Genomic DNA, 25189 nt, shown 5'->3' on the forward strand with positions numbered 1-25189 from the left:
ATCGCCGGAATGCGCTTCGTCTCGGACGACGGAAGCGCATTCCGCGTGCGACACGGCGCGCAAGCCAGCCCTGCCCGACAGGCATCTTGCCCCGCATCGCACGACACCTCGCCGCGTGGCGCCGGCACGGCCGGCACGCAGCGAATCCGGAGTCTCCGATCGGGCGCACGCATGTCGACCTTGCTCTTTTCAGCCAGCGTACTGTTCTTCTCGCTCAACGCGTTCAGCGTGCGGGCAACCTTCGCCGCGTATGTCCTGCTCTGCGCGCTCGCTTTTCTGCGCGCGCCGACGCTGATGAACCGGCAGCGGCACCTGTTTCCGGTTTGCACGTACTGGCTGATCGGCACCTGCCTCGCGTTCATCCTGTCCGCGTTCGGCGATTTCTACGTGAACTTCTTCATCAAGTTCGTGCTGATCCAGACGTATATCGCGTTGAGCTACTGGATGTTCGCCGGCGGCGTGCTCACGCGGGAATCGCTCGACACCGCGTGCAAGACGCTGATCTATGTCCACGCCGCGTTCTTCACGTTCCAGCTCGTCTACTACCTCGGGACCGGCACCTTCATCGACTTCGACAGCTATGTGCGCGAAGCCGATTCCGAAGCGCTCTACGCGACCAAGGCACTGACCGACAGCCTGATTTCGATCCGCGCGCTCGGCCTGTACTCCGAACCGTCGTTCTATGCGATGACGGTCGTGCCGAGCGCGGTGATCCTGCTGCTGTCGAAGCGGCGCATCACGCTCGCCCCCGTGATCGGGTTCGCCACCGCGCTGCTCAGCTTCTCGGTCGCGTCGATGGCCGTGTGCGCCGTGCTGTGCGGGCTGCACGTGGTCACCGGGCACGGGCGGCTGCGGACCCGGATCGCCGTCGTCGTCGTCGCGCTCGCCTGCGTGCCCTGGCTCTACAGCGTGTACGACCAGCGGGTGAACCAGTCGGTCGACTACGATGCGGTCGGCAGCCGGACGCTCGTGCTGACGGAGCTGACCGAGCGCGACGTCGTCGCGGGGGTGTTCGGCGGCGGCCTGTTCTGGGACGAGCGCAACAACGTCGGGAAAACGCACATGCGCGGCTATCAGGTGCGGGACAGTTCGTTCTACATCTACCTCGTGTTCGCCGCGGGTGCCGCCGGTTCCGTCGTGTTCTTCGGTACGCTCGTCATGCTGTTCCGCCGCAACGGGCGGCGCAAGTATCTGCTGTACCTGCTGCCGATCCTGCTGTTCAAGTATCACGTGCTCTATGGCATGCTCTGGCTCACCATCCTGCTGTTCGTCGTGCTGGCCGACCAGGACGCGCCGCACCGGCGCGCGGTCGCCCGTCCCTTCCCGAACGCATCCGGCGGCAAGCCGCTCGCGCACCTGACATGACATCATTCCGGCATGCATCGGCATCACACACGATGAAACGATCGCTCATCGCGGCGGTTTGCCTGTGCTGCGCGGCGATGGCGGCACACGCGGAATCCGTCCCCCGGCCGCCCGGCGAGGTGATCGCGCACAGCCGCGCCGCCACGCGCGTGTATCTGGGATCGCCGTCACTGGCCGTGCTGCCGAACGGCGACTATGTCGCGAGCTTCGACACGTTCGGCGCCGCGTCGGCGCAGAACCGGGTGTCCGTGTTCACGTCGCACGACAAGGGCGCGACCTGGATCAGGCTCGACGACGTGCCGGACCAGTACTGGTCGTCGCTGTTCGTGCTGAACGGCGCGCTCTACCTGATGGGCACCAACCGCTCGATGGGCACGCCGTCGATTCGCCGCTCCGACGACGGCGGCGCGTCGTGGACCACGCCGGTCGACGCGTCCACCGGGCTGCTGCCGTATCCGGGGCGCTTCATCACCGGGCCGGTGCCGGTTCTCGTCGATCGCGGACGCGTCTGGCGCGCGTATGAAAGCGTCGAGGACGGCGACCTGCGCGCGCTGGTGATGTCCGCGCCCGCCGATCGCGACCTGCTCGACGCGCGCAACTGGCGCGTGTCCGCGCATCTGCCGTCGGACACGCACTGGCTCGGCGGCAAGTTCCAGTCGTGGGAAGAAGGCAACGTGGTCGGCAAACCAGGCAGCGCGCCGGCGGTCGTGCTGCGCGTGAACACCGCGAACGGCCCGGAGAAGGCCGCGCTGCTGGCGACGAGCGACGACGGCCGCACGCTGTCGTTCGACCCGGCACGCGATTTCGTCGACCTGCCGGGCGCCGGCAAGAAGTTCACGATTCGCTTCGATCCGCAGTCGAAGCAATACTGGACGATCACGAACGCGGTGCCGAAAAGCGTCGGGCGGATGAACCTCGAGCGGGTCCGCAACACGCTGGTGCTGCTGTCGTCGCCCGATCTTCGGCAATGGACCGCCCGGCGCATCGTGTTGCAACACGCCGACACGAAACGGCACGGCTTCCAGTACGTCGACTGGCAATTCGACGGCAGCGACCTCGTCGCGGTGCTCCGCGTCGCGTTCGACGACCCGGAAGGCGGCGCAGGCAGCCAGCACGACTCGAACTTCATCACGTTCCTGCGCGTGCGCGGGTTTCGCCAGGACGCCGCGTCCGCTGCGCTGACGCAAAGCCTGCAATAACCCGCGCCGGTGCCGACCGCGCCTCCCGCACGCCGGGCGACGCGGCGGGAGGCGCTACCCGCCTATTTCTTGAACACGCCGACGACTTCGCCGCCGTCGACCACCAGCAGCGCGCCGATCCGCTGCTGCTGCATCAACTCCAAAGCATCCTCGACCCGCGTGCCGGGCCGCACCGTGGACGGCTCGATCGACATCATGTCGGCCGCCGTGCGCCGCAATACACCGTCGCCATGCCGTTCGATCGCGCGGCGGATGTCGCCGTCGGTCACGATCCCCCAGCCGGGGTCGCGCCTGACGATCGCGAGCCCGAGCCGCCCGCGCGTCATCGCGTCCAGCACGTCGAGCGTCGACATGTCCTCCGTCACGAACGGCAGGTTCCCGCGCGCCATTTCGTCGTCGACCGTGGACAACAGCCGGCGGCCGAGCGAGCCGCCCGGATGGAAGCGCGCGAAGTGTTCCGGCAGGAAGCCGCGCGCCCGCATCAGCGTGACGGCCAGCGCATCGCCCATCGCGAGCGTCGCCGTCGTCGACGCGGTCGGCGCGAGCTGCAGCGGGCACGCCTCGCGTTCGACGCCGATGTCCAGATGGACCCGCGCGGCGCTCGCGAGCGTCGACACGGGATTGCCCGTCAGCGCGATCAGGTCGTTGCCGTTGCCGCGCAGGAACGGAATCAGCTTGATCACCTCGTCCGTTTCGCCCGAATTCGAAATCGCGAGAAACGTGTCGTCCGGCGTCACCATGCCGAGATCGCCGTGATAAGCCTCGCCCGGATGCATGAAGAAGGCGGGCGTGCCGGTACTCGACAGCGTCGCGGCGATCTTCCTGCCGACGATGCCGGACTTGCCCATCCCGCACACGACGACGCGCGCCCGCGACGCGAGGATCAGCTCGACCGCTTCCTCGAAATTCGCGTCGAGCCGCGCAGCCACGCCGGCCAATGCCCGCGACTCGATCTCGAAGACCTGCCGGGCGGATTCAATATGGTTCTGTCGCGTCATGGGTTTGCCGTTTGAGAAGGGAGACGACACGGGCGACGTCGTCGGGCGTATCGATGCCGGGGGGCGGTGCGTCGGGCCAGCGCATCACGTCGATCGGCATGCCGAGCCAGAGCGCGCGCAACTGCTCGAGCCTCTCCAGTTGCTCGAGTTCGCACGGCGCCGTGCTCGCCAGCGTCTGCAACGTTGCATTCGCATAGCCGTAGAGGCCGATGTGACGCAGGAATACGCCGCCATTCGGATCATTCGAACCGTTGGCCCCCGCCGGCCGCCCGTCGCGGCAGAACGGGATCGCCGCGCGCGAGAAGTACAGCGCACGGCCGCGGCAGTCGACGACGAGCTTGACGATCGCCGGCTCGTCGAGCAGCGCGGCCTCGCCGACCGGGCATGCGACGGTCGCGACGCCAAGCTCGGGCGCCGCGCCGCAGAAGCCGGCGAATGCCTTCAGCAGCGCCGTCGGCACGAGCGGTTCGTCGCCCTGCACGTTGAGCACCGCATCGGTATCGGGCCAGCCGGACACGCGCGCGACTTCCGCCGCGCGGTCGGTGCCGGATTCATGACCGGTGTCGGTCATCGCGAACCGGATGCCGCGCGCATCGAGCACATCGGCGATGCGTGCGTCGTCGATCGCGACGACGATGTCGGCATCGGGCAGCGCGCGGCGCACGCGCGCGTGCACCCGGACGATCATCGGTTCGCCGTCCAGATCGACGAGCGGCTTGCCCGGCAACCGCGTCGAACCATACCGGGCCGGAATCACGACGCGCACCGGGCGAGCGCTATTGAACGACGTCATGGCCGCTCCATTGTTCGAGCAACGGCCGGTACGCGTCGTCGAGCGACAGCCCGGCATCCATCAGCAGATGCTCGGCCACCTCGCGCGCGACGCCACGACCGCCGGCCGTGCGCGCGACATGGTCGACGCGCACGCGCACGAGCCGATGGGCATCGGCCGGCGCATACGACACGCCGACACGTTCGATGACCGCGAGATCGTTCACGTCGTCGCCGACATACGCGACCTCGTGATCGTCGACCCGTTGTCGCGCCTTGATGTCCGCATAGCCTGCGCCCTTGTCGTCGCAGCCGCTCACGAGCACGTCGACGCCGAGCTGCGCCGCCCGCCACGTCAGCGCGCCGCTGTGCTTGCCCGACAGGATGCCGGTGCGGATTCCGTGCGCGCGCAGCAGCGCGACCGCGACGCCGTCGTGCGCGTGGAAGCTCTTCATGAACTCGCCTTCGTGCGTCACGTGCAGCAGGCCGTCGGTCAGCACGCCGTCGACGTCGAACAGCACCAGGCGCACGGGCCCGCGATACGTCGCGCCGCTCACCGGATATCGAGCGGCGGCAGCCGCTTGACCAGGTCGTCCACCGCCTTCACCTGCTGCAGGAACGCGTCGAGCAGCGCGAGCGGCAACGCGCTCGGGCCGTCGCAGCGCGCGCGGTCGGGGTCGGGGTGCGCTTCGAGGAACAGCCCGGCCAGCCCGACCGCCATCCCGGCGCGCGCGAGATCGAGCACCTGGCGCCGCCGGCCGCCCGATGCGGCGCCGCCCGGATCGCGCATCTGCAGGCTGTGCGTGACGTCGAAGATCACCGGGCAGTCGCCCGTCGCGTCGCGCATCTGGCGAAAACCCAGCATGTCGACGACGAGATTGTCATAGCCGAACGACGAGCCGCGCTCGCACAGGATCACGCGGTCGTTGCCGGCCTCGCGGCACTTCGACACGACGTGCTCGATCTGCGTCGGGCTCATGAACTGCGGCTTCTTGATGTTGACCGCGTTACCGGTCTGCGCGATCGCGACCACGAGGTCCGTCTGGCGCGCGAGGAACGCCGGCACCTGCAGCACGTCGACGACCTGCGAGGCCGGTTCGGCCTGCCACACTTCATGCACGTCCGAGATCACGGGCACGCCGAACCGGCGCTTGACCTCGTCGAAGATCCTGAGCCCTTCGTCGAATCCCACCCCGCGATACGAGTGGATCGACGAGCGGTTGGCCTTGTCGAAGGATGCCTTGAACACCAGCGGAATGCCGAGACGGTGTGTGACCTCGACGAACGTGTTGCAGACGTCAAGCGTGAACTCGAGGCTTTCGAGCACGTTGAGGCCGCCAAAGAGGACGAACGGCAAGGTGTTGCCGACCGTGACGTCCGGGTTGATGGTTACATTCATGGGGTTCTCCTCGAAATTGGGGCGGCGGTATGCGCGTCGCGCCGCAGGGGGTGCCGAGCAATCGCGCCGGGCGAGCGCGGCCGAACGCCGATGTCAGCGGGCCGTCCATGCAGCATAGAGCGGCGCAAGCTCCGCCAACAAGCGCTCCTCGCCGAAGCGTTGCCGCGCCTCGCGGCTCGCTCGCCGGGCCAGTTCCCGGCGCAGCGCGTCGTCGGCGGCGAGGCGCTCCAGCCACGCGACCGCGTCGGCCGCCGTCGCGTAGATCACGCCGGTCTGCAGATGGCGCACGACATCGACGTTGCCGGCGCAGCCGGACACGATGACGGGCCGCCCGGCCAGCATCGCCTCGATGACCGACACCGGCATGCCTTCCCACGACGACGTCGACAGATACACGTCCGTGATTTCGAGCCGCCGCGCGACCTCGTCGTGCGGCAACCATCCGGTCACCTCGACGCCCGCCTCGGCCAGCCGCACCTTCAACGCGTCGTCGCCATCGCCGATCCAGACGAAGCGCACGCCGCGCGCACGCATGCCGTGCGCGATCTGCGCGAATAGCGCCGGATTCTTCTGCGCGCGGATGCCGCCGACGGTCACCACGCACAGGGGGCCGTCGGCCGCCCGCCGGGCGTCGCGCGGCGGTGCGGACGACGGCGCAGCGCGCACGGCATTCTCGACCACCACCACCGGCTGGCGAAGCCAGGCGCGAATTACGCGGCCCTCGCTTTCCGAACACGCGACGTACAGGCATTTCCGCACGCATGCGATCCATTCGAGACCGACGAATGCCAGGCGCTTCGCACTGGAGATATCGCGGCGCATGAACGAGATGCAGTGCGGGCTGTAGAAGAACGCCGCCTTCGGCAACGCGAACAGCGTCGACAGCCGCCCGAGAAAGCCGGCGAACGACGAATGCAGATGCACGACGTCCGGGCCGATCTCGTTGAGCGTCGCGCGCAGCCGGCCCACGGTGCGCAGCAGGCCCGCGCCTTTCATCTGGACGTGGCGCAGCGACACCCGCGTGTCGAACATCGCGGCAAGACCGGGCGGCGTATCCGGCCGCACCGAGTAGACGACATGCACGTCGTGGCCGTCGCGCGCCAGGCGATTCGCGATCAGGCACACCATCGACAACGTGCCCGTGGCGCTGGATTCGACCATGTGGACGATCTTCATCGGAATCCGTTCCATGAGGGATGAGCCGTCGCGCACCGACGGCGAATGACGCCGTCAGACACCGGCACGGCGCCCCGCGACCGCATCGATATACGCGAGCACGCCCGAGCGCTCGATCACGCGCCCCCATTCGAGCGACTTCATCGCGATCGGGTCGGGACGGGTCGCGCGAATTCGCGACAGCGGAAACAGTTCGTCGAAGATCGTCGCGCCGGTGACGTGACACTGGATGCCGAGCGCGTGCGCGGTGCGCACGTTCGACGGCGCGTCGTTGCATACGATCTTCTTGCCGAGCGACGCGTATTCGAGCAGCTTCGTCGGCGTCTGGAAGCAATGCGGCCGGTGATACGGAAAGAAGCACACCGCGTATTCGCTGTCGCGGACGATCCGCAGCGCGTCCGGCTGCGGCACGCGGCCGACGAAGCGGATGCCCGGCGTGTCGGCGAATGCCGCGTGAATTTCGGGCTCCGGGTGACCGACCAGCACGAGCGTGTCCGATTCGTCGCGACGCGCGTCGCGATAGGCGGCCAGCACCTTGTGAAAGCCGCGTTCGCGGCTCATCTCGCCGATATAGCAGAACCGTCCGTACGGGGTTGGCGCGGCCCCGGCGCGGCCCGGCGCGGCGACATCCGCACCCGCGTCGGCCGGATCGAAGATCCAGTCCGGCACGCCCATCGGCAACAGCAACGCGCGCACGCCGTCGCGAAACCCCATCGCTTCGCGCATCTGCTCGTTCTGGAAAATTCGCAAGTCGGGCCGGACGTTCAGCACGCGCTTCACGCCGTCCTTGACGGCCGCGAGCCGGCCGACCGACAGCGACCGATAGTCGTGAATCACGAACCGCGCGGGCGGCAGCGCGCGATAGAAACCCATGATGCACCACAGGATGCAGACGTCCCGATCGGGAAAGCGCGCGTACGCATCGAGATCGCCGTCGAACACCTCGAACCCGTGCGTCCTCAGGCGGCTGCCGTAGGCGGCGATCTCCGGATAGTTCGCCTTGCCGGGATGCAGGATGAACACTTTCATTTCGGCTCCTGTTCGTTGTCGAGAATGCGCGCCGGGACGCCGACGGCCACGCGGCCCTCGGGTATGTCGCGCAACACCACCGCGCCTGCGCCGATCCGTGCGCGGTCGCCGACACGAACCGCGCCGAGCACGACGCTGTGCACGCCGAATTCCACGTGATCGCCGATCGTCGGCACGCCGCCGATCGTGCCGTCCTTCCGGATGGTGTTGCCGATCGTCACGCCGTGCCGCAGCGTGCAGTAGTCACCGATCACCGCGTAGCCGTTGATCACGAGGCCGGTGCCGTGATAGAGCGCGAGCCCCTTGCCGATCTTCGTCTTGGCCGGAATCTCGATGCCCATCAGCCAGTCGCACAGCACGATGTAGAGCAGGATCAGCGGCGCGCCGGCCAGCAGCGTGAACCGGCTCCGGCACGCGAGGTAATGCACGACGCGGTAGAAGATCACCACGCTGCGCGTCTTCACGAACGCATTGCGGCGGCAGTCTTCGGCGATCGCCTCGGCGGTCTGTCGCAACGTGACAGCCATGTCAGTGCCGCCTCGCGAACACGCGCCGGGCCGCATCGGCGGGGATGCGCGCGGCGCCGAAATAGTCGATGCCGTCGACCAGGAACGAATGGATGTACTTCAGCAGCCGCTCGCGGTCGAATTCCTGGTAGAAGCAGCGGCCGAGCGGCACCACGCGCTTGCCATACAGCATCGCCTCCAGCCCGACCGTCGAATTGATCGTGACGACCGCATACGCGTGCCGGAGCAGGTCCGTGGTCGGCGACGTGACGATCTCGAAGTGATACGTCTGCTGCAGGCGCACGATCGCGTCGATCTCCGCCGCATCGGTCTCGGCCGGATGCAGTTTCACGAACAGGTCGGCACTCTCGTTCGCCGCGAACTCGAACGCATGGCGGATCGCCTCGAGATTGTCGACGTCCGAATGCAGCCTGATCTGCGTGTCGCCGGACACCTGCAGCGGCAGGAACACATAGCGGCAGGTCGCCAGCGTGTCGGTCGACATGAAGGTGGCCTGTCGCGGCGCCGGCATCCCGTTGCGCGCACGCACGCTCGCCAGCCGCCGGCGGCCGACGCCGCGGCTGACCACTTTCAGTACGTAGTTGGTCGCCGACAGGGCCTTGCGCGCGAGCGACGTCCTGGCCTGCGGCAGCGGCATCTGCTTGTAGCGTTCGTAGGCCGACAGCCAGCGCGCATGCGTGTCCTCGTCGGGCAGCGGCAATCGGTCGATGACTTCGGGGTTGCGGCTGATCGTCGACAGCGCATTGACGCCCAGCGAATCGACGAACAGCTTGCCGGGCAGGTTCGAGATCTCGATGAAACGGGTCGCCACACCGTGCACCGTGCAGGCCTGCCGCACCGCACGACACACCAGTTGCTGCCCGTTCCACATCACGCACTGCTCGACCCGCAGGCCGCGCAGGACTTCCGACGCGATATGGAAGATCGCCGCCGATTCGCGTTTCGCGCGCGCCTCGGTCACCTGCCCGTTCAGCACCTCGATCGACAGCTGGTACGGCGTGCGGTCGGCCGGCTGGCCGTCGGGCACGTCGATCGGCATCAGCCGGTTCAGGTACACCGACCGGTAGCCGCTCAGCAGCAGGCCGAGATGCGCAACCGGTTCGCTCGTCAGGAACGCGAACTCGTATTCGTGACGGACCGCGTTCACCAGGCGGGTGGCGAAGTAGTAACGCTCGAGGGAATCGATGACAATCAGGATCATGGTGTGCTCGTTCGTCGTGTCGGCGATCTCACGCCAGCGCCCGGAAGCGGGACAGATTCGTGTCGAGAACCCGGTACGTCAGCGCGATGCCGGCCGCCATCAGCACCGCGCCGGTCAGCGAAAAAATCTGCACGCTGGTCTGGGCCGACAGGTTCATCAACCGCGCGATGCCCAGCGCGCCGGCAAGACACGCGCCGCTGGTCAGCTGAAACAGGAAATCGATGCGCTGCGCACGCATCGCGAGAAAGATCTGCGACAGCGGCACGTAGATCAGCTGCAGCGCGAACAGCGGCATCAGGCTGTGGTAGAACCCGACCGAGCCGCGCCAGCTCGCGCCGAAGAACAGGTCGACGAGCGGCGCGAACAGCAGCAGCCCGCCGGCCATGTACACGGCCGCGAGGACCGCGAGCGCGCGGGCGTAGGTCCGGTACACGCGCGGCACCGTCGTGCCCGCATCCGGACGCGCCATCGCGCCGATCGCGTCGCGGCGGAACACGCCGCCGACGCTCTGCGCGATCAGCGACACGGGAAAGAATCCGAGCCGGTATGCGGCGGCGAAATAGCCGGCGCTCTGCGCATCGAACCAGTGCGGAATCGCGATCGACAGCGCGTAGGTCAGCACCGACGCGCACAGCGTCGACGGCAGGATATACAGCGCGAAACGGCGGTTCCTGACGAAGAACCCGCGCGACAGCCTGAACGAATACCCGGCGCGATACCCGGAGAACAGGATCGCCGCGGCCATCACGATCGAGACCGCCGCGGTCACCCACGCATACAGCGCGAACACGTCCACGTGCCCGCACGCGGGGCATGCGAGCGACAGCACCAGGCCCGCGAGGAACGCGCCGTTGATCACCACGCGCGACAGCGCAATCCAGCCGTAGCGCCGGAGGCTGTTCAGGTAGGACCCGGCGGCCAGCTGCACGAACGATGCCAGCGCGTAGACCGCGACGAGCTGCAGGTCCGTGCGGCCGGCGACGGCGATCGCGATGCCGAACCCGGCGGTGGCCACCAGACTCAGCGCGCTCACGTTGACGAACGCGTTGAACGACTCGCCCAGCGCGTCGTCGACGCACGCGAGTTCGTAGCGCAACGCGAGCAGCGTGCCGGCGAAGGTCGCCAGCGCGAGCAAATAGTTGAAGTGGCCGAGCGACTCCGGCCCGAAGCGCCGCCCGATCACGAAGATGCAGGCGAACAGCGCGATCTGCCCGGCCACGACGCCGGCGAGCGACACGATCGAATCCCGCGGATTGATCATCTCGCCCCCGTGCGCGGCGCGCGGCCGGCTACGCGGGCCGGGCCGCCGACGGCATGGTGCGCGTCACGCATCCTGCACCCCGTATTCATAAGCGACATAGCGGTAACCGCCGTACTTCGACCCGTAGCCGTACTGTCCGAGCCGCGGATTGACGCCGTTGAAGATGACACCGTTCAACCGGACGCCGTTCTGCGCGAAGCGCTTCGTGGATTCGCCGATCTCGCCGAGCTTCGTCTTGCCCGCCATCGTGACGAGCAACGCGGTGCCGGCGACCGCGCCGAGAATGCCGGCATCGGGCACGGCAAGCACCGGCGCCGAGTCGATCACGACGATGTCGTAATGCGACGAGAGTTCGTCGACCAGCGCTGCGAGATTGCGGCTCAGCAGCAGTTCCGCGGGATTCTTCGGCATCGTCCCGGTCGAGATAAAGTCGAGACCCTCGACCACCTCGCGGTGAATCACGTCCGCCACGCGCGCGCTGCCGGCGATCAGCTCCGTGAAGCCGCGCCCGCGCGGGAAGCCGAGATAGTCGTGCAGCCGGCCCTTGCGGATGTCGCCGTCGATCAGCAGCACGCGCTTGCCGGCGCTCGCCATCACGACCGCGAGGTTCGACGACAGGAAGGTCTTGCCGACGCCCGGCGCGGGGCCGGCGATCAGCACGATGTTGTTCTTCGCCTCGAGCATCGCGAACTGCAGCGCGGTGCGCAGGCTGCGCAGGCACTCGACGGCCGGCTCGTTCGGGAAGTCGATCGACAGGATCGACTTGTGGCCGCTCTTGCGCGCGGCCTCCTCGGCCAGGTCGCGCTGATGGTCGCTGATCGGCACCGTCGCATACACCGCGAGGCCGAGACGGCGCTCGATCTCGTTGTGATCGGAGATCCCGTGGAACAGCATCGAGCGGGCGATCGCGGTGCCGCACCCGGCGAGCAGCCCGAGCAGCAGCGATGCCAGCGCGACGAGCGCCTTCTTCGGCCGCACCGCCACTTCCGGCACCGCCGCGGTGTCGACGAGGCGCACGTTGCCGGTCTTGCCGGCCTGCACGAGCTGCAGCTGCTGCATGTTGTTCAGCAACGCGGTGTAGAGGTCGGTGTTGACCCTCACGTCGAGCATCAGTCGCACGGTTTCCTGCTGCAGGTCCGGCAGGCGCCGGATCTGCTGCTCGGCCGTACTCCGATAGCCGTTCAGCGCGGCGATCTGCTCGTCGATCGCGGCCACGCTCGGATGCCGCTCGGTGAAGCGCGACATCAGCTCCTGCCGCTTCTGCTGCAACTCGAGCAGGCGCGTCTTCGCGTCGGCGGTCTGCGCCAGCGCGAGCTTCGCCTCCTCGGTGAGATCGACCGTGCCGTGCTCGTTGCGCAGCTTCGTCAGGCGCGCTTCGGAATCGGTCAGCTGCTGCTTGAGCTGAGGCAGTTGCCCGTTCAGGAATTCGAGCGACTGCGCGGCCTCCGCCGATTTCCGCTCGATGTTCTGCCGCACGTACTGACGACCGATCTCGTTCATCGTGTCGCTGACCCATTTCGGATCGGTATCCTGCAGGCTCGCGACGACGACGTCCGATTGCTTCACGCGCTCCTGCACGTTGAGGCGGTCGCGGATGTCCTCGATCGTCTTCAGCCGCGAATTGCGGACCAGCACGAACGCGGCGCCGGGCTTCGCGGCGATCGACGCGACCTGCAGCGTGATCGGGCCGCGCGGCGAGCGGAAATGCTCGAGTGTGCCGACCGTGCCCTCGACCGCGGCGTCGAGATCGCCACCTTCGAGCCGATAGCGCTTGCCGTCGAGGCGCGTCAGCGTGAACGTGTCGCCCTCATTCTTGCGCGGCACGTCGAACCGTGGCACGTCGATGCGCTCGCGGCCCCATGCGTAGCCGCCGAATCCGGCCAGGCCGGGATCGGACAGGCCGTCGGCGTGGCGGGCGATCCAGTCGCCGATCAGCGGAAAGCGCTTCGGCGATGCGTCGATGAACAGGTTGAGCTTGTCGACCGCACGTTCGACGACCAGCCGCGACGCGAGAATCTGCTGTTCGGCGGCAGCCGACGACTTCACGTCGAACAGCGCCGATACGTCGCCCAGCAACGACTTGGCGGCCGACGTGTCGGGGCTGTCCTCGACCTGGACCATGATATTGGCTTCGAACACGGGCTTGCCGAGAATCGCATACGCGAGGCCGGCGGCCAGCAGCACGCACGTGATGATCGCGATCAGCCAGCGGCTTTCGAGCAGGATGTCGAGCACCGCGACGAAATCGGTCTCGCTGCCGTCTTCGACAGCTTGCTGCGGTGGGGCGGAGGGTTGGGTCATGGCAACGATATGAGGCGTATGGGTTCCAGTGGGGCATCGACCAACGGCCGCTTCAGACGATACGCAGCCGCTTCGACCACTCGGACACGCCGAGTTCGATCAGGCGCGCGCAGCGTTCGAACACGAATCTGGGCTGGCGGTAAGGGTCGTGCACGTCGAAATCCGTGTACTCGCCAAGACGGAACACGCGTCCCCGCACGAACGGGAACTGGTTCTCGAGCGACGTACGCTGTCGACGGTCCATCACGAGGATCAGGTCGGCGTCGGTACACAGCGAACGGCCGATCTGCTGCGCGCGATGCGTCGATACGTCGAATCCACGCATGCGCATCACGTCCTGCGTATACGGCGCGGCCGGCATGCCGACCAGCGCGTTCAGGCCGGCGGACGCGATGCGGCGCCCGGGCATGGCGTGACGCAGCATCGCTTCGGCCATCGGGCTGCGGCAGATGTTGCCTTCGCAGACGATCAGGATGGATTCCATCATTTGGTCGCAATCGCCGCGGTCAGGCCAGCGTTGATGGCCGGCAGCAACAGGCTGAGCACGCGGCTGAAGCGGACGAGCCCGTTGCCGTCGACGTACACGACGTCCTTCGGCTTCAGCTGGAACTGATTCGCCAGCACCATCGCGACCGGCGAGCGCGCGTCGAGGTGATAGACCTGCGGCTGCTCGTCCTGCATCCCGCGCACCACGTAGAGCTGCGCGGCGTCGGCCGTGTTCGCGTTCAGGCTGCCGGCCTGCGCGATCGCCTCGCTCAGCGTCAGCCGGCCATTGCGCATCGGCAATGCCGTCACGGGCCTGTTGACCTCGCCCATCACGAACACGCCGCTCTCGTCGCGCGGCAGCACGCGCACGAGATCGCCGTTGCGCAGCACGATCTTCGACGGGTTACGCCCCTGCTCCGCCATCTCGGTCAGGTCGATCCGGCGTTCGACGCCGTCGCGCACGAGCACGATGCGACTCTGGTCGGCCGCCGCCGAAAAACCGCCGGCCCGCCCGATCGCGTCATACAGCGTCATCGGGATGTCGTTCACGGACTGCGAGCCCGGCGTATGCACCTCGCCCTCGATATACACCTGCTTCGCGCGGAACGACGCGATGCGCACGGTGACCTGCGGATTCCTGAACGTCTTGTCGAGACGGCGCGTGAGCTGCGTCTGCACCTGCTCCGCCGTCAGCCCGGCGACCGCCAGCCGGCCCGCGTACGGAAACTGCAGCGTGCCGTCCTGGTCGACGACGAACCCCGGCGGCGCATCCGCCGCGCGCGGTGCGGCCTGCGCCGGCGCGCCGAGCGCCGCCGCGAGTTCCGGGTGATCCCATACGGTGATCTGCAGCACGTCGCCGCGCCCGATCGTGTAGGCGTCCGGCGACGTGCCGATATCGCGGGCTTCGCCGCCCATACTGCGTTCGGTATCGCGCATGCGCCGGATCAGCAACAGGTCGATGTTCGTGACCGGAACCGGCAGCGCGGCACTGTCGGCCGGCGTGGCGCCGCTTTGCAGCGGAATCGACGCCGGCTGCTGCATGCGCATGCCGGGCGCGATACCGCACGCGCCCAGCAATGCGCACAGCGGCAGGATCGCAATGAGCGATCCGACACGCGATGGCCGGTGCGGCGCGATCGCGCGTGCCGGCTCCATTTGACGCAACCTCTGCATTACAACCTCGCACTTTTTTAATTTGAAATTGCACCGGTCGCCCCGCGTCATGTCGACCACGAGTACAGCACCCCTGTCGAGACCGGACATGCCTGCTGCCCTGCTGCCACTGAACACCGCGCCTGCTGCCGCCGCGCATCCTTCGCGACGTGCGCGCCGCTGCGGCTAATACGCACCCGAACCGCGCACCACCACGTTGATCGTCCGGAACAGAATGCCGATGTCGCGGCGCAGCGACCATTCGCGCACGTACGATACGTCGAGCGACACGCGCGTCGAATAGTCGGTGTCGTTGCGGCCGCTGACCTGCCAGAGGCCGGTCATGCCGGGTTTCGCCATCAGGTAGTAGCGCACATCGGCGCCATAGCGTTCGAGCTCGGCCTCGACGATCGGGCGCGGCCCGACGAGGCTCATGTCGCCCTTCAGCACGTTCAGCAACTGCGGCAATTCGTCGAGACTCGTCTTGCGCAGCAGGCGGCCGATCGGCGTGATGCGGACATCGTTCTTCAGCTTGAATTCGCGATCCCATTCCGCGCGGGCGTCGGCGTCGCGCTCGAGCAGCGCCTTGAGCACCGCATCGGCATTCGTCACCATCGAGCGGAATTTCAGGCACTTGAACCGCCGGCCGTTGCGGCCGACGCGCTCGTGCCCGAAGATCGCCGGGCCGCCGTCGCGCCGCACCGTCCATGCGATGCCCAGCAATAACGGCGCCAGCATGACGAGCAGCAACGACGCGCCAACCAGGTCGAAGCTGCGCTTGACCATCCGCTTGACGCGCCCGACCGTCCGGTGCCCGATCTCGAGCTGCCCGCGCAGGTCCGCGTGCGCGATGGCCGCCGCACGCACCTGATCGCCGGCACGTTCGATCATCCCGAAGATCGCGAGCGTCAGCGCGCGGAACACGATCAGGCCGATCCCGCTGGCGAGCGTCCAGTACACGAACCATTCGTTCGACAGCACGTGGGCACGATGCAGCATGTACAGCAGCGCGGTGCTCATGCCCTGCACGACGATCCACGCAAGCACGGTGCGGCCGAGCACGTGCAGCGCCGAACGCGTGCGCGCCGCGTCGTAGATGCCGCAGGCGGGAAATACCGACAACGCCAGCGCGGCGGCAAAGGCGACGAGCGCACCGTCGAACAGGGTCCCGCGTGTGCCGCCGGTGGCACCGATCAATGCGGGAATGAACGCGCCCAGCACGATCAGCCCGATATCGGTCGCTCGATTGATCAACGAATTCATTGATATGAACTCCTAATTTGACATTCAACATCCGTTCGCTTTGCGCGCCGGTGTTTTACGTCTGCAATTCGTGTCGCCCCGTGGCAAACATCCGGTCATGCTGCGGCAAGTTGCAGAGGAACTTGCCGGTCAGCGTGCCTATCCGTTTGCCTGTCGGAACGTCGTCGCTTCCGTGTTTCCGCAGTGCATCATATTCGTCGCGAGTCGCGCTCTTATCGCTTGCGTCCGAATTCGCCTTGTTGATGGCGGAAGGAATCAAGGGTGATTTCGTCGCGGAATTATTCGATCGACTTCACGATTAACCCGGCGAAATCTCATGCAGGAATGACGCGTGATTTCGATGAGAAATTCTCGAATCCTGATCGCTGCGGCAACACGCCATTTCACGCCAATACATGAGTCATCTTGCCGGTCTTGTCCGGCGCACCACGGAGCGATTGCATCGCTGATTGCCGCGCGGAACATGCGAGCGAGCATCGGCCGGATGTCATCGGCGCGAATACTGGCTCGAGGAATAAAAAGGCCTGCGCAGTGCGCTCACGACGACACGGCAGGCAAAATTCCGAGGAGTACCGGGGTGCCGCCTCCTCGAAAGGCCAGTCGATAAATTAATCGAGTGGATACGTGTTTGGGACGCCTGGTGTCGGACGCCGCCGCGATTGTGGCCGAATCCAACTGCGTCACGTGACGATCGACGGATATCCGCATTTCCTGTTCCGGAATGATCATCCTGTCATTCGATCGAAATACATTTATCCGGAAATTGATTATTCCCGGCTGAGTGAATTGACACGCGTCGGCTTCGAGTGACGAACGGCGGTCGCGTGTCTACGATGTCGCGCTGTTCATCCAGCCGCTCAGGTCCGACGCATACAACATCTCCGCCGAAGCGTCGCCGCCTTTTCGGGCGGCGGCCCGGTATTCGGTCGGTGAAGTCTGCAAGTGCTGGCGAAACAGCTTGGCCATCCGGTCGCCACTACCGAGGCCGGTTCGTCTTGCGACCTTGTCGGCCGGAAGATCCGTCTCGATCAGCATGCGGCAGGCTTTTTCCAGGCGGATTCTCAACACGAACTCGGTCGGCGTGACACCGATCTCGTTCTTGAAGCGCCGCAGGAAATTGCGCTCGCTCATCGCCGCGGCCTGCGCCTCGTCCGCGATGGAGATTCGATTCTCGCTGTTGACGCGCAGATGATGCGCCGCTCGCCGGATCAATGTGCTGGCCCGCGCGAGGCGTGCGCCGAACAGCACGTCGGTCAGCTTGCGATTCGCACCCGACACCATGCACGTCACGATTTCCTGCGCGATTTCGTAGCCCATGTCGACGCGCACGATCGACAACGCATCCGAAAACGGCCCGTCGTCCTCGTCACCGGCATGTTCGACGTCGTCACGTCCGGCGTGCGAAGCGCTGCCGTCGTCCACCGCCGGCGACACCTTGTCGACCTCCTTTTGCGCCAGATGAATCTGCGTCAACAGCTTCCGGCCACCACTGCTGCCCCTGACGACACGTGCGCGCTGGTGCGCATGCCTGACCCACGCGATCAATTGCTCGTCGAGCGCCTCGATCCCGCCATCACCGCTCAGAACGAACATCGCGTGAACCGTGCTTGCCTCGAGCATGCGGGTTGCGTCCGTCCAGATCCCGACACCGGACGACGAACGAACCGGGCCGCCATGGATCGAATAAAGCCGCAATTCGTAGTGGTCGGCGAATGCGCCGTCGGCTCGACCAAGCTGATTGGCCAGTTCGAAAACCGCAGCCAGCTTGCCCATCTGCATAATCGAAAAACCTTCGAGCAACAGTACGATTACGCTTGCCCGTTGATGCCCGTTTCCTGGACCTCTACCACGATTCACGCTTAACCCCGCCGATGAATGATTCGACACTGTTTGCATCTTTCGGCCCTTTAACAATTGCTTACATTTCTCGATTTCTGCGCCGCATCATATGCGGCGGTCATTGTTCGCCGATTTATCAATGTCTGTTTCCGCCGTGTTGTTGTCGGAATCAATCAAGCCGATGATGTGCCCCCTATTTATTGAAAACGGCCGGCTCCGATGCAAATTCATTCGCTGAATTCGACAAAAAATTGACGTAAATCATTGATCCTGGATATCGAACGGGATAGCGGGAGACCGCTTCGCTTCCGGATAATTGCGACGGAATTTGAGCCGGCCAATGCGCGACCAATGCTGGCCGGCGCGGATGAGGAGCGGTGTCGCGGCGACCATGCCCAGGCAGCGTGGATTCCGTTTCGGCCGTGGGCCGTCTAGTATTGCCCGCGTCCGGATGAAGTCGGCGCCAACTGACAGGACCGAGATACGTGCGTGCCGACAAGCGCAAAAAACGGGCCGCTGCTCGGGTTATTCGCGCACGTCGGCAACACGTTCAATTCGACGTCGATCGCACCGGCCTCGAGCGTAATGCAGACGACAATCGATGTAATCGCGTGAGCCCTGATCGGCAATCACTGAAAACGAATCACCGGCGCGGCATGCGATTCAGTGTCGCGCAAACGTTCGCCGCAAAAGAATTCGTCGAATGTCATTGGAAATTCGTGCAATCGCTCGCCCTGTATCGACGATCGAATATCGATATAGTCGCTGAATATTTCGATACCGTGCCACGCAAACGTTTCCATTGAATGGGAGCTTATCCATTCGCGAATGCGCGACATTGGTGCACCAATGTCGCACCAGCGGCGTATTCGACACATTGACGTCGCAGTAGAAAGGCAAGCTGCGCTGACTTGCGTCGAGGTTCATTTCGACGGTAACGGGAGCGCGCGCGGCAGCCATCGACCCGAAGCCATCGGTCATGCCGGTGTGTATCCCACAAATTAACCGGATGGTCGGTCGCTTCGTGAATATGGTGAAACGCGACTCCATCGCCTACTCGATGACGTGCGTAACCGACATGATGGAGCCAGCGCCTCGCATGCCCGCACCAAGCGGTTTGAGCCTATGGCCTAGCCATCCGGGACAGCGGACACCGGGAATACTTCAGGTGGACAGGCCACTCCTATGCGATGAGCCGCCAGCGCGTGTCGGCAGTTGGCCGCCGTTGCGATCCGCCCGGTTGCGCGACGAGCGCGAATCCGTCGTCGTCGTGCTGCCCACCGGCTCCCGATAGTGATCTAGACGAGGGACGGGTTTGCGAATCGCAGGGCTGGATGTGTCGCGCTCCGTGACAGAGATCGCATGCCCGGCGGATGGCACGCTCGCCTTTGGCAATCAGCACCGGGTCGAACGGCTCTTTACGTTGCGCGGAATCTCGACGTCGAGCAGGCCGTCGTGAGCCTATCAGGGGTAGCCACGCTCGTGCTATCGATGCCTGCTCGTCGTCAATCGATTTGACCGTGCTCGCTCGAGCGACAAATCATCGCGACATGCAGTCTGTCCCGGACGCCGGCAGCTTGCCGGCCGCGTAGTCGCCGCCAACAAGTCGTCCCGCTGCCGAAGCGGGTTCCTGCGGAAGGTCTTCCCAGCGGATACCGTTCAGCGCAGCACTGCCATCGACCGAACGACGCCGCTCTCCTTCGACGAATGCCCGAACGCCGAAATCAGCGGCTGCGGCACAGCCCGCGTTTCGATGCTGATCGTTCTTCTTGCCATGCGTGCGACGATACGGGCTGGCGAACATCGCGCCCGGTCATGTTGCCGCTTTACAGCCGATCAACATCCTGCCGAACCTTTGAGCAGGCGCCGGTGAGGTGCGGAGATGTCCGCCGTATCGGGGGGACGTTCACTATTGAACTTCTCCGCGTAAAATTCTCCGATGGATCGTGGCGCGAGAAATTCCCAATTCCCGGGCCGCCTCTGAGCGATTGCCGTTCAGCTGGTTCAACGCACTCTGGATCGCTTCATTCGAAGTGCGGTGTGTCCTCTTCGGTCGTGCACCAGCCGGAACCGGAAAACCGCCATGGCGACAGCGATCGACGGCTTCCAGCCACACTGCGTCGAAATGTTCAAGACCAATCCGCTCGCAGTCTCCGGATATCGCCACGGAAGTCCGGATCACCTGATGCAGTTCCCTGAGATTACCGGGCCACGGATACGACAGGAAAAAATCCATGACGTCGTGATCAAAGTGCTTGTCCCTGCCCCGCGCGAACTCACGAAGCGCGGTGTTGACGAGATCAGGCAGATCCTTCCGGTCACGAAGTGCGGGCAGGCGCACCGCAATGCCACCGAGTCGAAAGTACAGATCTTCGCGGAACACGCCGCGCCGCACCAGAGCAGAAAGATCCTGATGCGTTGCACACATGACCAGGATATCGACGCCAATCTCCCGGGTCGAACCGACCCTCGTAACAGTCCGTTCCTGGATCACGCGCAGCAAACGGGTCTGCAATGACAGGGGCATGTCGCCAATCTCGTCCAGAAACAAGGTACCTCGATCGGCGAGTTCGATTTTTCCCGGATTGCCACCTTTGCGAGCCCCCGTGAAGGCGCCATCCACATACCCGAACAACTCGGCCTCTACAAGCCCTTCAGGCATGGCCGAGCAGTCGATCGAAACGAACCTGCCACCCGGCCGACTCGCATCGTGCAATGCCTTCGCGAGCCTGCTCTTCCCCGTCCCGGTTTCTCCGAGCAGGATAACCGGGACGTTCTCCCGCAACGCCAGCGACGCTCGACGGAAAACGTCCTGCATCACGACGTCCTCGTGCGGCTGGCCCGGCACAGGTTCCAGCCGCTGCTTACTGGACGCCGCAGGTCCCGGGTGACCCGAGCGACGGCGCACCCGAGACTCCGGCTCCATCGACACGTAAAGGTATGCGCCGGTATGCGTGCGCACCGAGGCAGGAATTGCCCCATGCTTGTTCGACAGGCGGCCTGCAAACACCGCTTCGAATTCGACCCGGACTCCACCATCATCCGGAAGGCTCAACAAGCGCCGCGCAACGCGATTCGCGCCAACGATCACGTTGTCTTGCGACACGGCAATGATGCCTTCTGCCGGTGTATGGAGAAAGCGGTGGTCGTAATGCAGCCGCACCACGCGACAACCAGGCACGCATCCGTACGTGGCGTTTCCGATTGCAGTCGCGGAGGCAGTCACAAGCCGAAGGGCGTAGCTTGGTAAATCCACACCGAATCCCGACAGGTTCAGCATTCCGATCAGCTGATTCCGATGATCGAGAATCGGTGCTGCCGCACACACGTTATCGACCAACTCGTGAAGATAGTGCTCGCCACGCCCCACTTCAGTCGGCCTGTAATCGTCGGCAAGGACGCAACCGGGCGCACACGTTCCGATCACCGACTCGGATGCATGAAAACCCGGCTGCAGAGGCGCCCGGCTTTCCTGGTGGTCGACAACGAGGCTGGACGATGCCACCAGAACGCCTTGTGCATTCAGGCATGACACGGTCCATTCGCGCGACGAAAATCCGCGCGCAAGCGCGTTCATCTCGGCACTGACCAGGTCGATCAGCGCGCGATTCTCGTCGACGCACTGACGTTGTCGACTTACCTCGATCTGATCGGAAAACAGTACACGCTGCTCCGGTCGGATACCGATGAGTGCAACGCGTTGCCAGGATCGCAAAATACTTTCATGAACGGTACCGGTCGGTATGTCTTTGCCATCGAAAAAGTATCGACGCGCAATCATGGAATTGCGCGCCGCATGGCCTGGCAGGTTTCCCATCAACATGTCTCCAGTCTCCGGACCTGTTCTCGCCGACATCTGCACATCTACGCTGCATGCGAGTCAGATCACTTTCGATTTTTTTCAGCCGATTCTTAATCTGCTAGGAATCGGCCCGATTGTCAATTGACGACCGACGTGACGCGCCCGACCGTCGAGACGAACTGCGGTCGGTATCTTCATCTGTCGCTTCGTCCTGACCTCGCGTCGCCCTTGTGCGATGCCGAGGTGTCGCAGTACTGCTGCAATGCGACAGTTGCACCATGCAATGCGACAGTATTGCCTCTCCGATACGCACACATCGACCAACCGAGTCTCGCCCTCCCGCGGCGCTGCAAGGGTGGTCGGTCGACATACGGATGTTTGCGTCGCGTGGCATGGCTATTGCATCTGCTGTAAAGCGCCATGGATCAACCTCAGCCAGACGTGGCGCACTCACAGTTCGAGCAGTCGTGCCACCGCAAGGCGAAGCATTCGGATCTCCATATCCGCAAAAAACCAGGGGCCGACGCGTTCGACAAATCAATCATCGGAGACAGTATGACCAAGGTGGAGAAATCCGCACTCGCTTTTGGCCAGGCCCGAAACACACGGGTACAAGATTGGCTCAACGCTCACAAACCCTGTTTGCTCATCAACAATCAGTGGGTCTCGGCGAAGTCGGGCAAGGTATTCCCGACGCTCAATCCGGCAACGGAGCAGATTCTGGGGCAGGCCGCACAGGCCGATGCGACCGATGTCGACGAGGCGGTGAAAGCCGCGCGCGCCGCATTTGACAGTGGACCGTGGCCACGCATGAGCCCTCACGAGCGCGCGCGCTATCTGCGTCGTTGGGCTGAACTGATCGATCAGCACACGGACGAGCTTGCCGAGTTGGAAACACTGAATAACGGCATGACGATCGGCACTGCAAAGATGTTCGTCGCGCTGGCGGTGGAAACGCTGCACTATTTCGCCGGCGCCGCTGCGCAGGTCAGCGGATACACCATGGCATCGGCCGCCGGGACCTTCAACTATGTCCTCCGGGAGCCGGTCGGCGTAGTCGGCGGGATCACGCCATGGAACGGCCCGATCGCGAGTGTGGCGTGGAAAGCCGGCCCTGCCCTGGCTGCAGGAAACTGTCTGATCCTGAAGCCCGCGGAAGGCACGCCGTTGACGACATGCCGAATGGCTGAACTCGCCCTGGAGGCAGGGTTTCCGGATGGTGTTCTGCAAGTCCTGACCGGCTTCGGTTCCGAGGCAGGCGCGTCCCTTTCCGCTCATCCGGGTGTCAACAAGATCTCGTTCACCGGATCAGTTGAAACCGGTCGAAAGATCATGCAGGCGTCGCTCGGCAACATGAAGCGCGTCACGCTCGAACTCGGTGGAAAATCGCCGAATATCGTGTTTCCGGACGCCGACATTGAACAAGCGCTGCAGGTTTCTCTCGCCGGATTCTGCACGCTGACTGGCCAGGTATGTGCCGCTGGCACACGGCTGTTCGTGCAACGCGACGTCAAGGACGAGTTTGTGGAAAGGCTGGCCCGCTACGCGGCGGGCATCAAGATCGGCGATCCGCTCGACCCGTCAACGACCATGGGCCCCCTCGCATCGCGAGCGCAGTACGAACGCGTTCGGGACTATCTCGAGACCGGTCTCAGCGAAGGAGCCAAGGCAAAAATCGGTGGCGAACTGCCGGAATCCGTCGGGTATTTCGCAACGCCGACCATCTTCGACGACGTGAACAATTCGATGCGCATCGCCCGGGAAGAGATTTTCGGTCCTGTCGTATCGGTCATTCCCTTTTCCGACGAAACCGACGCCGTTTTGCAAGGTAACGACTCGACCTACGGCCTGGCCGCGGCCGTCTGGACGCGCGATATCCAGCGCGCTCATACGGTGGCCCGACGCCTGAGGGCGGGGACAGTCTGGATCAATACCTATCTTGCACTCGATCCAAACATGCCCTTTGGCGGCTACAAGGAATCAGGCCAGGGACGCGAGCTCGGCAAGGATTGGTACGTCGCGTACACCGAAGAAAAGTCTGTCTTCGTCAAGCTTTAAGGAGCGGAGAAAAGAGCCCGAACGGTACCGATCGTTCACGCGGATACTTTGGCGCTCAGGGCTCCGTTCACTGCAAATGCAGATCACCATTCTCATACTGTGAGGTAGAAAAATGAAAGCAGCTGTCTTGCATCGGCCCGGTACGCCGTTGAGCATCGAAGACGTTGCCATCAGCAAACCAGGGCCACGGGAAGTTCTGGTCCGTACTGCGGCTGTCGGTATGTGTCATTCCGACCTGCACTTCATCGACGGTCTGTTCCCGTATTCAATCCCGGTGATTCTCGGCCATGAGGCAGCGGGGATCGTCGAGCAAGTCGGCTCCGATGTCGTGACCGTCAAACCCGGAGATCACGTCATTACCTGCGTAACGGCGTTTTGCGGCCACTGCGCGAACTGCGTGACCGGCCGCCTCTCTCTGTGCGAATCGTCGGAGACACAACGCAAGCCGGCCGAGGAGCCGCGTCTTTCCTACGCACACAAACCGATGCAGCAGTTTTACAACCTGTCGGCGTATGCGGAACAGATGTTGGTCCACGAAAATGCAGTCGTGTCGATTCGCAAGGACATGCCGCTCGATCGCGCTGCATTGCTGGGTTGCGCGGTCCTCACGGGAACCGGCGCCGTATTCAATACGGCCGGCGTGCGTCCTGGTGCTACCGTGGCCGTCCTGGGCTGCGGCGGCATCGGGCTGTCGGCAATCAACGGTGCGGCGCTGGCAGGCGCGGCCCAGATTATCGCGATCGACACGCTGGATTCAAAGCTCGAATTGGCACGCCAGTTCGGCGCGACCGACGTGATCAACGTGAATGATAGCGACCCGGTGCAGGCAGTGAAGGAGCTGACGCGCGGTGGAGTCCAGTACTCATTCGAGTGTATCGGCCTGAAAAGAACGGCAGAACAGGCGTTCGAGATGCTCCGCCGGGGCGGCGCTGCCACGCTGATCGGCATGGTGAAATACGGCACGAAGCTCGAACTGGATTCGTGGGAGATGCTTCAGGAGCGCCGCTTCCAGGGATCCAGTATGGGAGCCAGCCGGTTCCCGGTCGATCTCCCCAATCTGGTGACCTACTACATGCAAGGCAGGTTGAATCTTGACAAGCTGATTTCGCAGCACATCAAGCTTGAACAAATCAATGAGGGGTTTGACGAACTTCGACGCGGCGAGCTCACCCGATCCGTGATCGTATTCGATCATTGACGCTGCGAACCACTCGAAGGTTTGTCAGCGCTTTGCCGGGCGAGAATACGCTCTCTTTCCGAGAATGGATTCTCGCCCGGCCCGTCTTCCCGTAGCGCGGCATCCTGGTGCGCGGCAGCGGCGGCAGCGGCGGCAGCGGCAGGCACTGCAGCCGAATGGGCATC

General features: G+C 64.6%; 22 protein-coding genes. 5 read left to right on the plus strand and 17 right to left on the minus strand.

What is annotated here, in order from left to right:
- The first annotated feature begins 171 nt into the window (after positions 1-171).
- Together BBJ41_RS37725 and BBJ41_RS37730 are read left to right on the plus strand one after the other, a co-directional pair.
- Complete coding sequence (locus BBJ41_RS37725; protein WP_069751327.1) at positions 172-1365, plus strand: hypothetical protein; 1194 nt, start codon at positions 172-174, stop codon at positions 1363-1365.
- A 32-nt stretch (positions 1366-1397) separates the two neighbouring features.
- On the plus strand, positions 1398-2564 hold the full coding sequence (locus BBJ41_RS37730; protein WP_069751328.1) for a sialidase family protein: 1167 nt from the start codon (positions 1398-1400) through the stop codon (positions 2562-2564).
- 62 nt (positions 2565-2626) lie between these two features.
- Here the strand turns inward: BBJ41_RS37730 and BBJ41_RS37735 are convergent, their stop codons facing one another.
- From BBJ41_RS37735 to BBJ41_RS37805, 15 genes are all read right to left on the minus strand, one after another.
- Positions 2627-3562 (minus strand): KpsF/GutQ family sugar-phosphate isomerase, encoded by a 936-nt coding sequence (locus tag BBJ41_RS37735; RefSeq protein ID WP_069751329.1) that lies wholly within the window; start codon positions 3560-3562, stop codon positions 2627-2629.
- On the minus strand, positions 3540-4355 hold the full coding sequence (kdsB, locus tag BBJ41_RS37740) for a 3-deoxy-manno-octulosonate cytidylyltransferase (protein ID WP_069751330.1): 816 nt from the start codon (positions 4353-4355) through the stop codon (positions 3540-3542). The genes BBJ41_RS37735 and kdsB overlap by 23 nt, the downstream gene beginning before the upstream one ends.
- Entirely contained in the window at positions 4339-4890 is a 552-nt protein-coding gene (locus BBJ41_RS37745; RefSeq protein WP_069751331.1) for a KdsC family phosphatase, read from the minus strand. Before BBJ41_RS37745 ends, kdsB begins: the two co-directional genes overlap by 17 nt.
- Complete coding sequence (gene kdsA / locus BBJ41_RS37750; RefSeq protein WP_069751332.1) at positions 4887-5732, minus strand: 3-deoxy-8-phosphooctulonate synthase; 846 nt, start codon at positions 5730-5732, stop codon at positions 4887-4889. Before kdsA ends, BBJ41_RS37745 begins: the two co-directional genes overlap by 4 nt.
- Before the next feature lie 93 nt (positions 5733-5825).
- Positions 5826-6908 carry a glycosyltransferase gene (locus BBJ41_RS37755; RefSeq protein WP_069751526.1) on the minus strand — a complete coding sequence of 361 codons (1083 nt, stop codon included), beginning with the start codon at positions 6906-6908 and terminating at the stop codon, positions 5826-5828.
- Positions 6909-6962: 54 nt separating this feature from the next.
- Positions 6963-7937, minus strand: a complete 975-nt coding sequence (locus BBJ41_RS37760) for a glycosyltransferase (protein ID WP_069751333.1) — start codon at positions 7935-7937, stop codon at positions 6963-6965.
- Complete coding sequence (locus BBJ41_RS37765) at positions 7934-8464, minus strand: serine O-acetyltransferase (protein ID WP_069751334.1); 531 nt, start codon at positions 8462-8464, stop codon at positions 7934-7936. Before BBJ41_RS37765 ends, BBJ41_RS37760 begins: the two co-directional genes overlap by 4 nt.
- Position 8465: 1 nt before the next feature.
- The gene (locus tag BBJ41_RS37770) at positions 8466-9665 is read right to left on the minus strand and encodes a capsular polysaccharide export protein, LipB/KpsS family (RefSeq protein WP_069751335.1); all 1200 of its coding nucleotides are present in this window, start codon (positions 9663-9665) and stop codon (positions 8466-8468) included.
- A gap of 28 nt (positions 9666-9693) precedes the next feature.
- Positions 9694-10926 (minus strand): lipopolysaccharide biosynthesis protein, encoded by a 1233-nt coding sequence (locus BBJ41_RS37775; protein WP_069751336.1) that lies wholly within the window; start codon positions 10924-10926, stop codon positions 9694-9696.
- Between the two features lie 63 nt (positions 10927-10989).
- Positions 10990-13227, minus strand: a complete 2238-nt coding sequence (locus BBJ41_RS37780; protein ID WP_069751337.1) for a polysaccharide biosynthesis tyrosine autokinase — start codon at positions 13225-13227, stop codon at positions 10990-10992.
- A 52-nt stretch (positions 13228-13279) separates the two neighbouring features.
- Complete coding sequence (locus BBJ41_RS37785) at positions 13280-13714, minus strand: low molecular weight protein-tyrosine-phosphatase (RefSeq protein ID WP_069751338.1); 435 nt, start codon at positions 13712-13714, stop codon at positions 13280-13282.
- Complete coding sequence (locus BBJ41_RS37790) at positions 13711-14886, minus strand: polysaccharide biosynthesis/export family protein (protein ID WP_069751339.1); 1176 nt, start codon at positions 14884-14886, stop codon at positions 13711-13713. The genes BBJ41_RS37785 and BBJ41_RS37790 overlap by 4 nt, the downstream gene beginning before the upstream one ends.
- A gap of 165 nt (positions 14887-15051) precedes the next feature.
- Positions 15052-16128, minus strand: coding sequence for a sugar transferase (locus tag BBJ41_RS37795; protein WP_069751340.1), 1077 nt, complete (start codon positions 16126-16128; stop codon positions 15052-15054).
- Positions 16129-16183: 55 nt separating this feature from the next.
- Complete coding sequence (locus tag BBJ41_RS37800; RefSeq protein ID WP_069751341.1) at positions 16184-16387, minus strand: hypothetical protein; 204 nt, start codon at positions 16385-16387, stop codon at positions 16184-16186.
- Positions 16388-16956: 569 nt separating this feature from the next.
- Entirely contained in the window at positions 16957-18024 is a 1068-nt protein-coding gene (locus BBJ41_RS37805; RefSeq protein WP_083282160.1) for a GlxA family transcriptional regulator, read from the minus strand.
- A gap of 428 nt (positions 18025-18452) precedes the next feature.
- Here BBJ41_RS37805 and BBJ41_RS41015 point away from each other — a divergent pair, with 428 nt between their 5' ends.
- Positions 18453-18773, plus strand: a complete 321-nt coding sequence (locus BBJ41_RS41015; protein WP_156815014.1) for a hypothetical protein — start codon at positions 18453-18455, stop codon at positions 18771-18773.
- A gap of 734 nt (positions 18774-19507) precedes the next feature.
- Here the strand turns inward: BBJ41_RS41015 and BBJ41_RS42175 are convergent.
- Together BBJ41_RS42175 and BBJ41_RS37810 are read right to left on the minus strand one after the other, a co-directional pair.
- Complete coding sequence (locus tag BBJ41_RS42175; protein WP_156815015.1) at positions 19508-19771, minus strand: hypothetical protein; 264 nt, start codon at positions 19769-19771, stop codon at positions 19508-19510.
- Positions 19772-19876: 105 nt separating this feature from the next.
- Positions 19877-21790 (minus strand): sigma-54-dependent Fis family transcriptional regulator, encoded by a 1914-nt coding sequence (locus BBJ41_RS37810; RefSeq protein WP_236872181.1) that lies wholly within the window; start codon positions 21788-21790, stop codon positions 19877-19879.
- A gap of 399 nt (positions 21791-22189) precedes the next feature.
- On the opposite strand from BBJ41_RS37810, the gene BBJ41_RS37815 reads away from it, so the two are divergent.
- Both BBJ41_RS37815 and BBJ41_RS37820 read left to right on the plus strand, forming a co-directional pair.
- Positions 22190-23827, plus strand: coding sequence for an aldehyde dehydrogenase family protein (locus tag BBJ41_RS37815; RefSeq protein ID WP_236872182.1), 1638 nt, complete (start codon positions 22190-22192; stop codon positions 23825-23827).
- A 112-nt stretch (positions 23828-23939) separates the two neighbouring features.
- Positions 23940-25025, plus strand: a complete 1086-nt coding sequence (locus BBJ41_RS37820; protein ID WP_069751343.1) for a Zn-dependent alcohol dehydrogenase — start codon at positions 23940-23942, stop codon at positions 25023-25025.
- The last annotated feature ends 164 nt before the right edge of the window (positions 25026-25189 follow it).

The organism is Burkholderia stabilis (assembly GCF_001742165.1).
Lineage (GTDB): Bacteria > Pseudomonadota > Gammaproteobacteria > Burkholderiales > Burkholderiaceae > Burkholderia > Burkholderia stabilis.

Coding starts and splice junctions, on each gene's coding strand:
- BBJ41_RS37725 (WP_069751327.1), top strand. CDS start 172: ATGTCGACCTTGCTCTTTTCAGCCAGCGTACTGTTCTTCTCGCTCAAC.
- BBJ41_RS37730 (WP_069751328.1), top strand. CDS start 1,398: ATGAAACGATCGCTCATCGCGGCGGTTTGCCTGTGCTGCGCGGCGATG.
- BBJ41_RS37735 (WP_069751329.1), bottom strand. CDS start 3,562: ATGACGCGACAGAACCATATTGAATCCGCCCGGCAGGTCTTCGAGATC.
- kdsB (WP_069751330.1), bottom strand. CDS start 4,355: ATGACGTCGTTCAATAGCGCTCGCCCGGTGCGCGTCGTGATTCCGGCC.
- kdsA (WP_069751332.1), bottom strand. CDS start 5,732: ATGAATGTAACCATCAACCCGGACGTCACGGTCGGCAACACCTTGCCG.
- BBJ41_RS37755 (WP_069751526.1), bottom strand. CDS start 6,908: ATGAAGATCGTCCACATGGTCGAATCCAGCGCCACGGGCACGTTGTCG.
- BBJ41_RS37760 (WP_069751333.1), bottom strand. CDS start 7,937: ATGAAAGTGTTCATCCTGCATCCCGGCAAGGCGAACTATCCGGAGATC.
- BBJ41_RS37765 (WP_069751334.1), bottom strand. CDS start 8,464: ATGGCTGTCACGTTGCGACAGACCGCCGAGGCGATCGCCGAAGACTGC.
- BBJ41_RS37770 (WP_069751335.1), bottom strand. CDS start 9,665: ATGATCCTGATTGTCATCGATTCCCTCGAGCGTTACTACTTCGCCACC.
- BBJ41_RS37775 (WP_069751336.1), bottom strand. CDS start 10,926: ATGATCAATCCGCGGGATTCGATCGTGTCGCTCGCCGGCGTCGTGGCC.
- BBJ41_RS37780 (WP_069751337.1), bottom strand. CDS start 13,227: ATGACCCAACCCTCCGCCCCACCGCAGCAAGCTGTCGAAGACGGCAGC.
- BBJ41_RS37785 (WP_069751338.1), bottom strand. CDS start 13,714: ATGATGGAATCCATCCTGATCGTCTGCGAAGGCAACATCTGCCGCAGC.
- BBJ41_RS37790 (WP_069751339.1), bottom strand. CDS start 14,886: ATGCAGAGGTTGCGTCAAATGGAGCCGGCACGCGCGATCGCGCCGCAC.
- BBJ41_RS37795 (WP_069751340.1), bottom strand. CDS start 16,128: ATGAATTCGTTGATCAATCGAGCGACCGATATCGGGCTGATCGTGCTG.
- BBJ41_RS37805 (WP_083282160.1), bottom strand. CDS start 18,024: ATGCAAACAGTGTCGAATCATTCATCGGCGGGGTTAAGCGTGAATCGT.
- BBJ41_RS42175 (WP_156815015.1), bottom strand. CDS start 19,771: ATGTTCGCCAGCCCGTATCGTCGCACGCATGGCAAGAAGAACGATCAG.
- BBJ41_RS37810 (WP_236872181.1), bottom strand. CDS start 21,790: ATGTTGATGGGAAACCTGCCAGGCCATGCGGCGCGCAATTCCATGATT.
- BBJ41_RS37815 (WP_236872182.1), top strand. CDS start 22,190: ATGGATCAACCTCAGCCAGACGTGGCGCACTCACAGTTCGAGCAGTCG.
- BBJ41_RS37820 (WP_069751343.1), top strand. CDS start 23,940: ATGAAAGCAGCTGTCTTGCATCGGCCCGGTACGCCGTTGAGCATCGAA.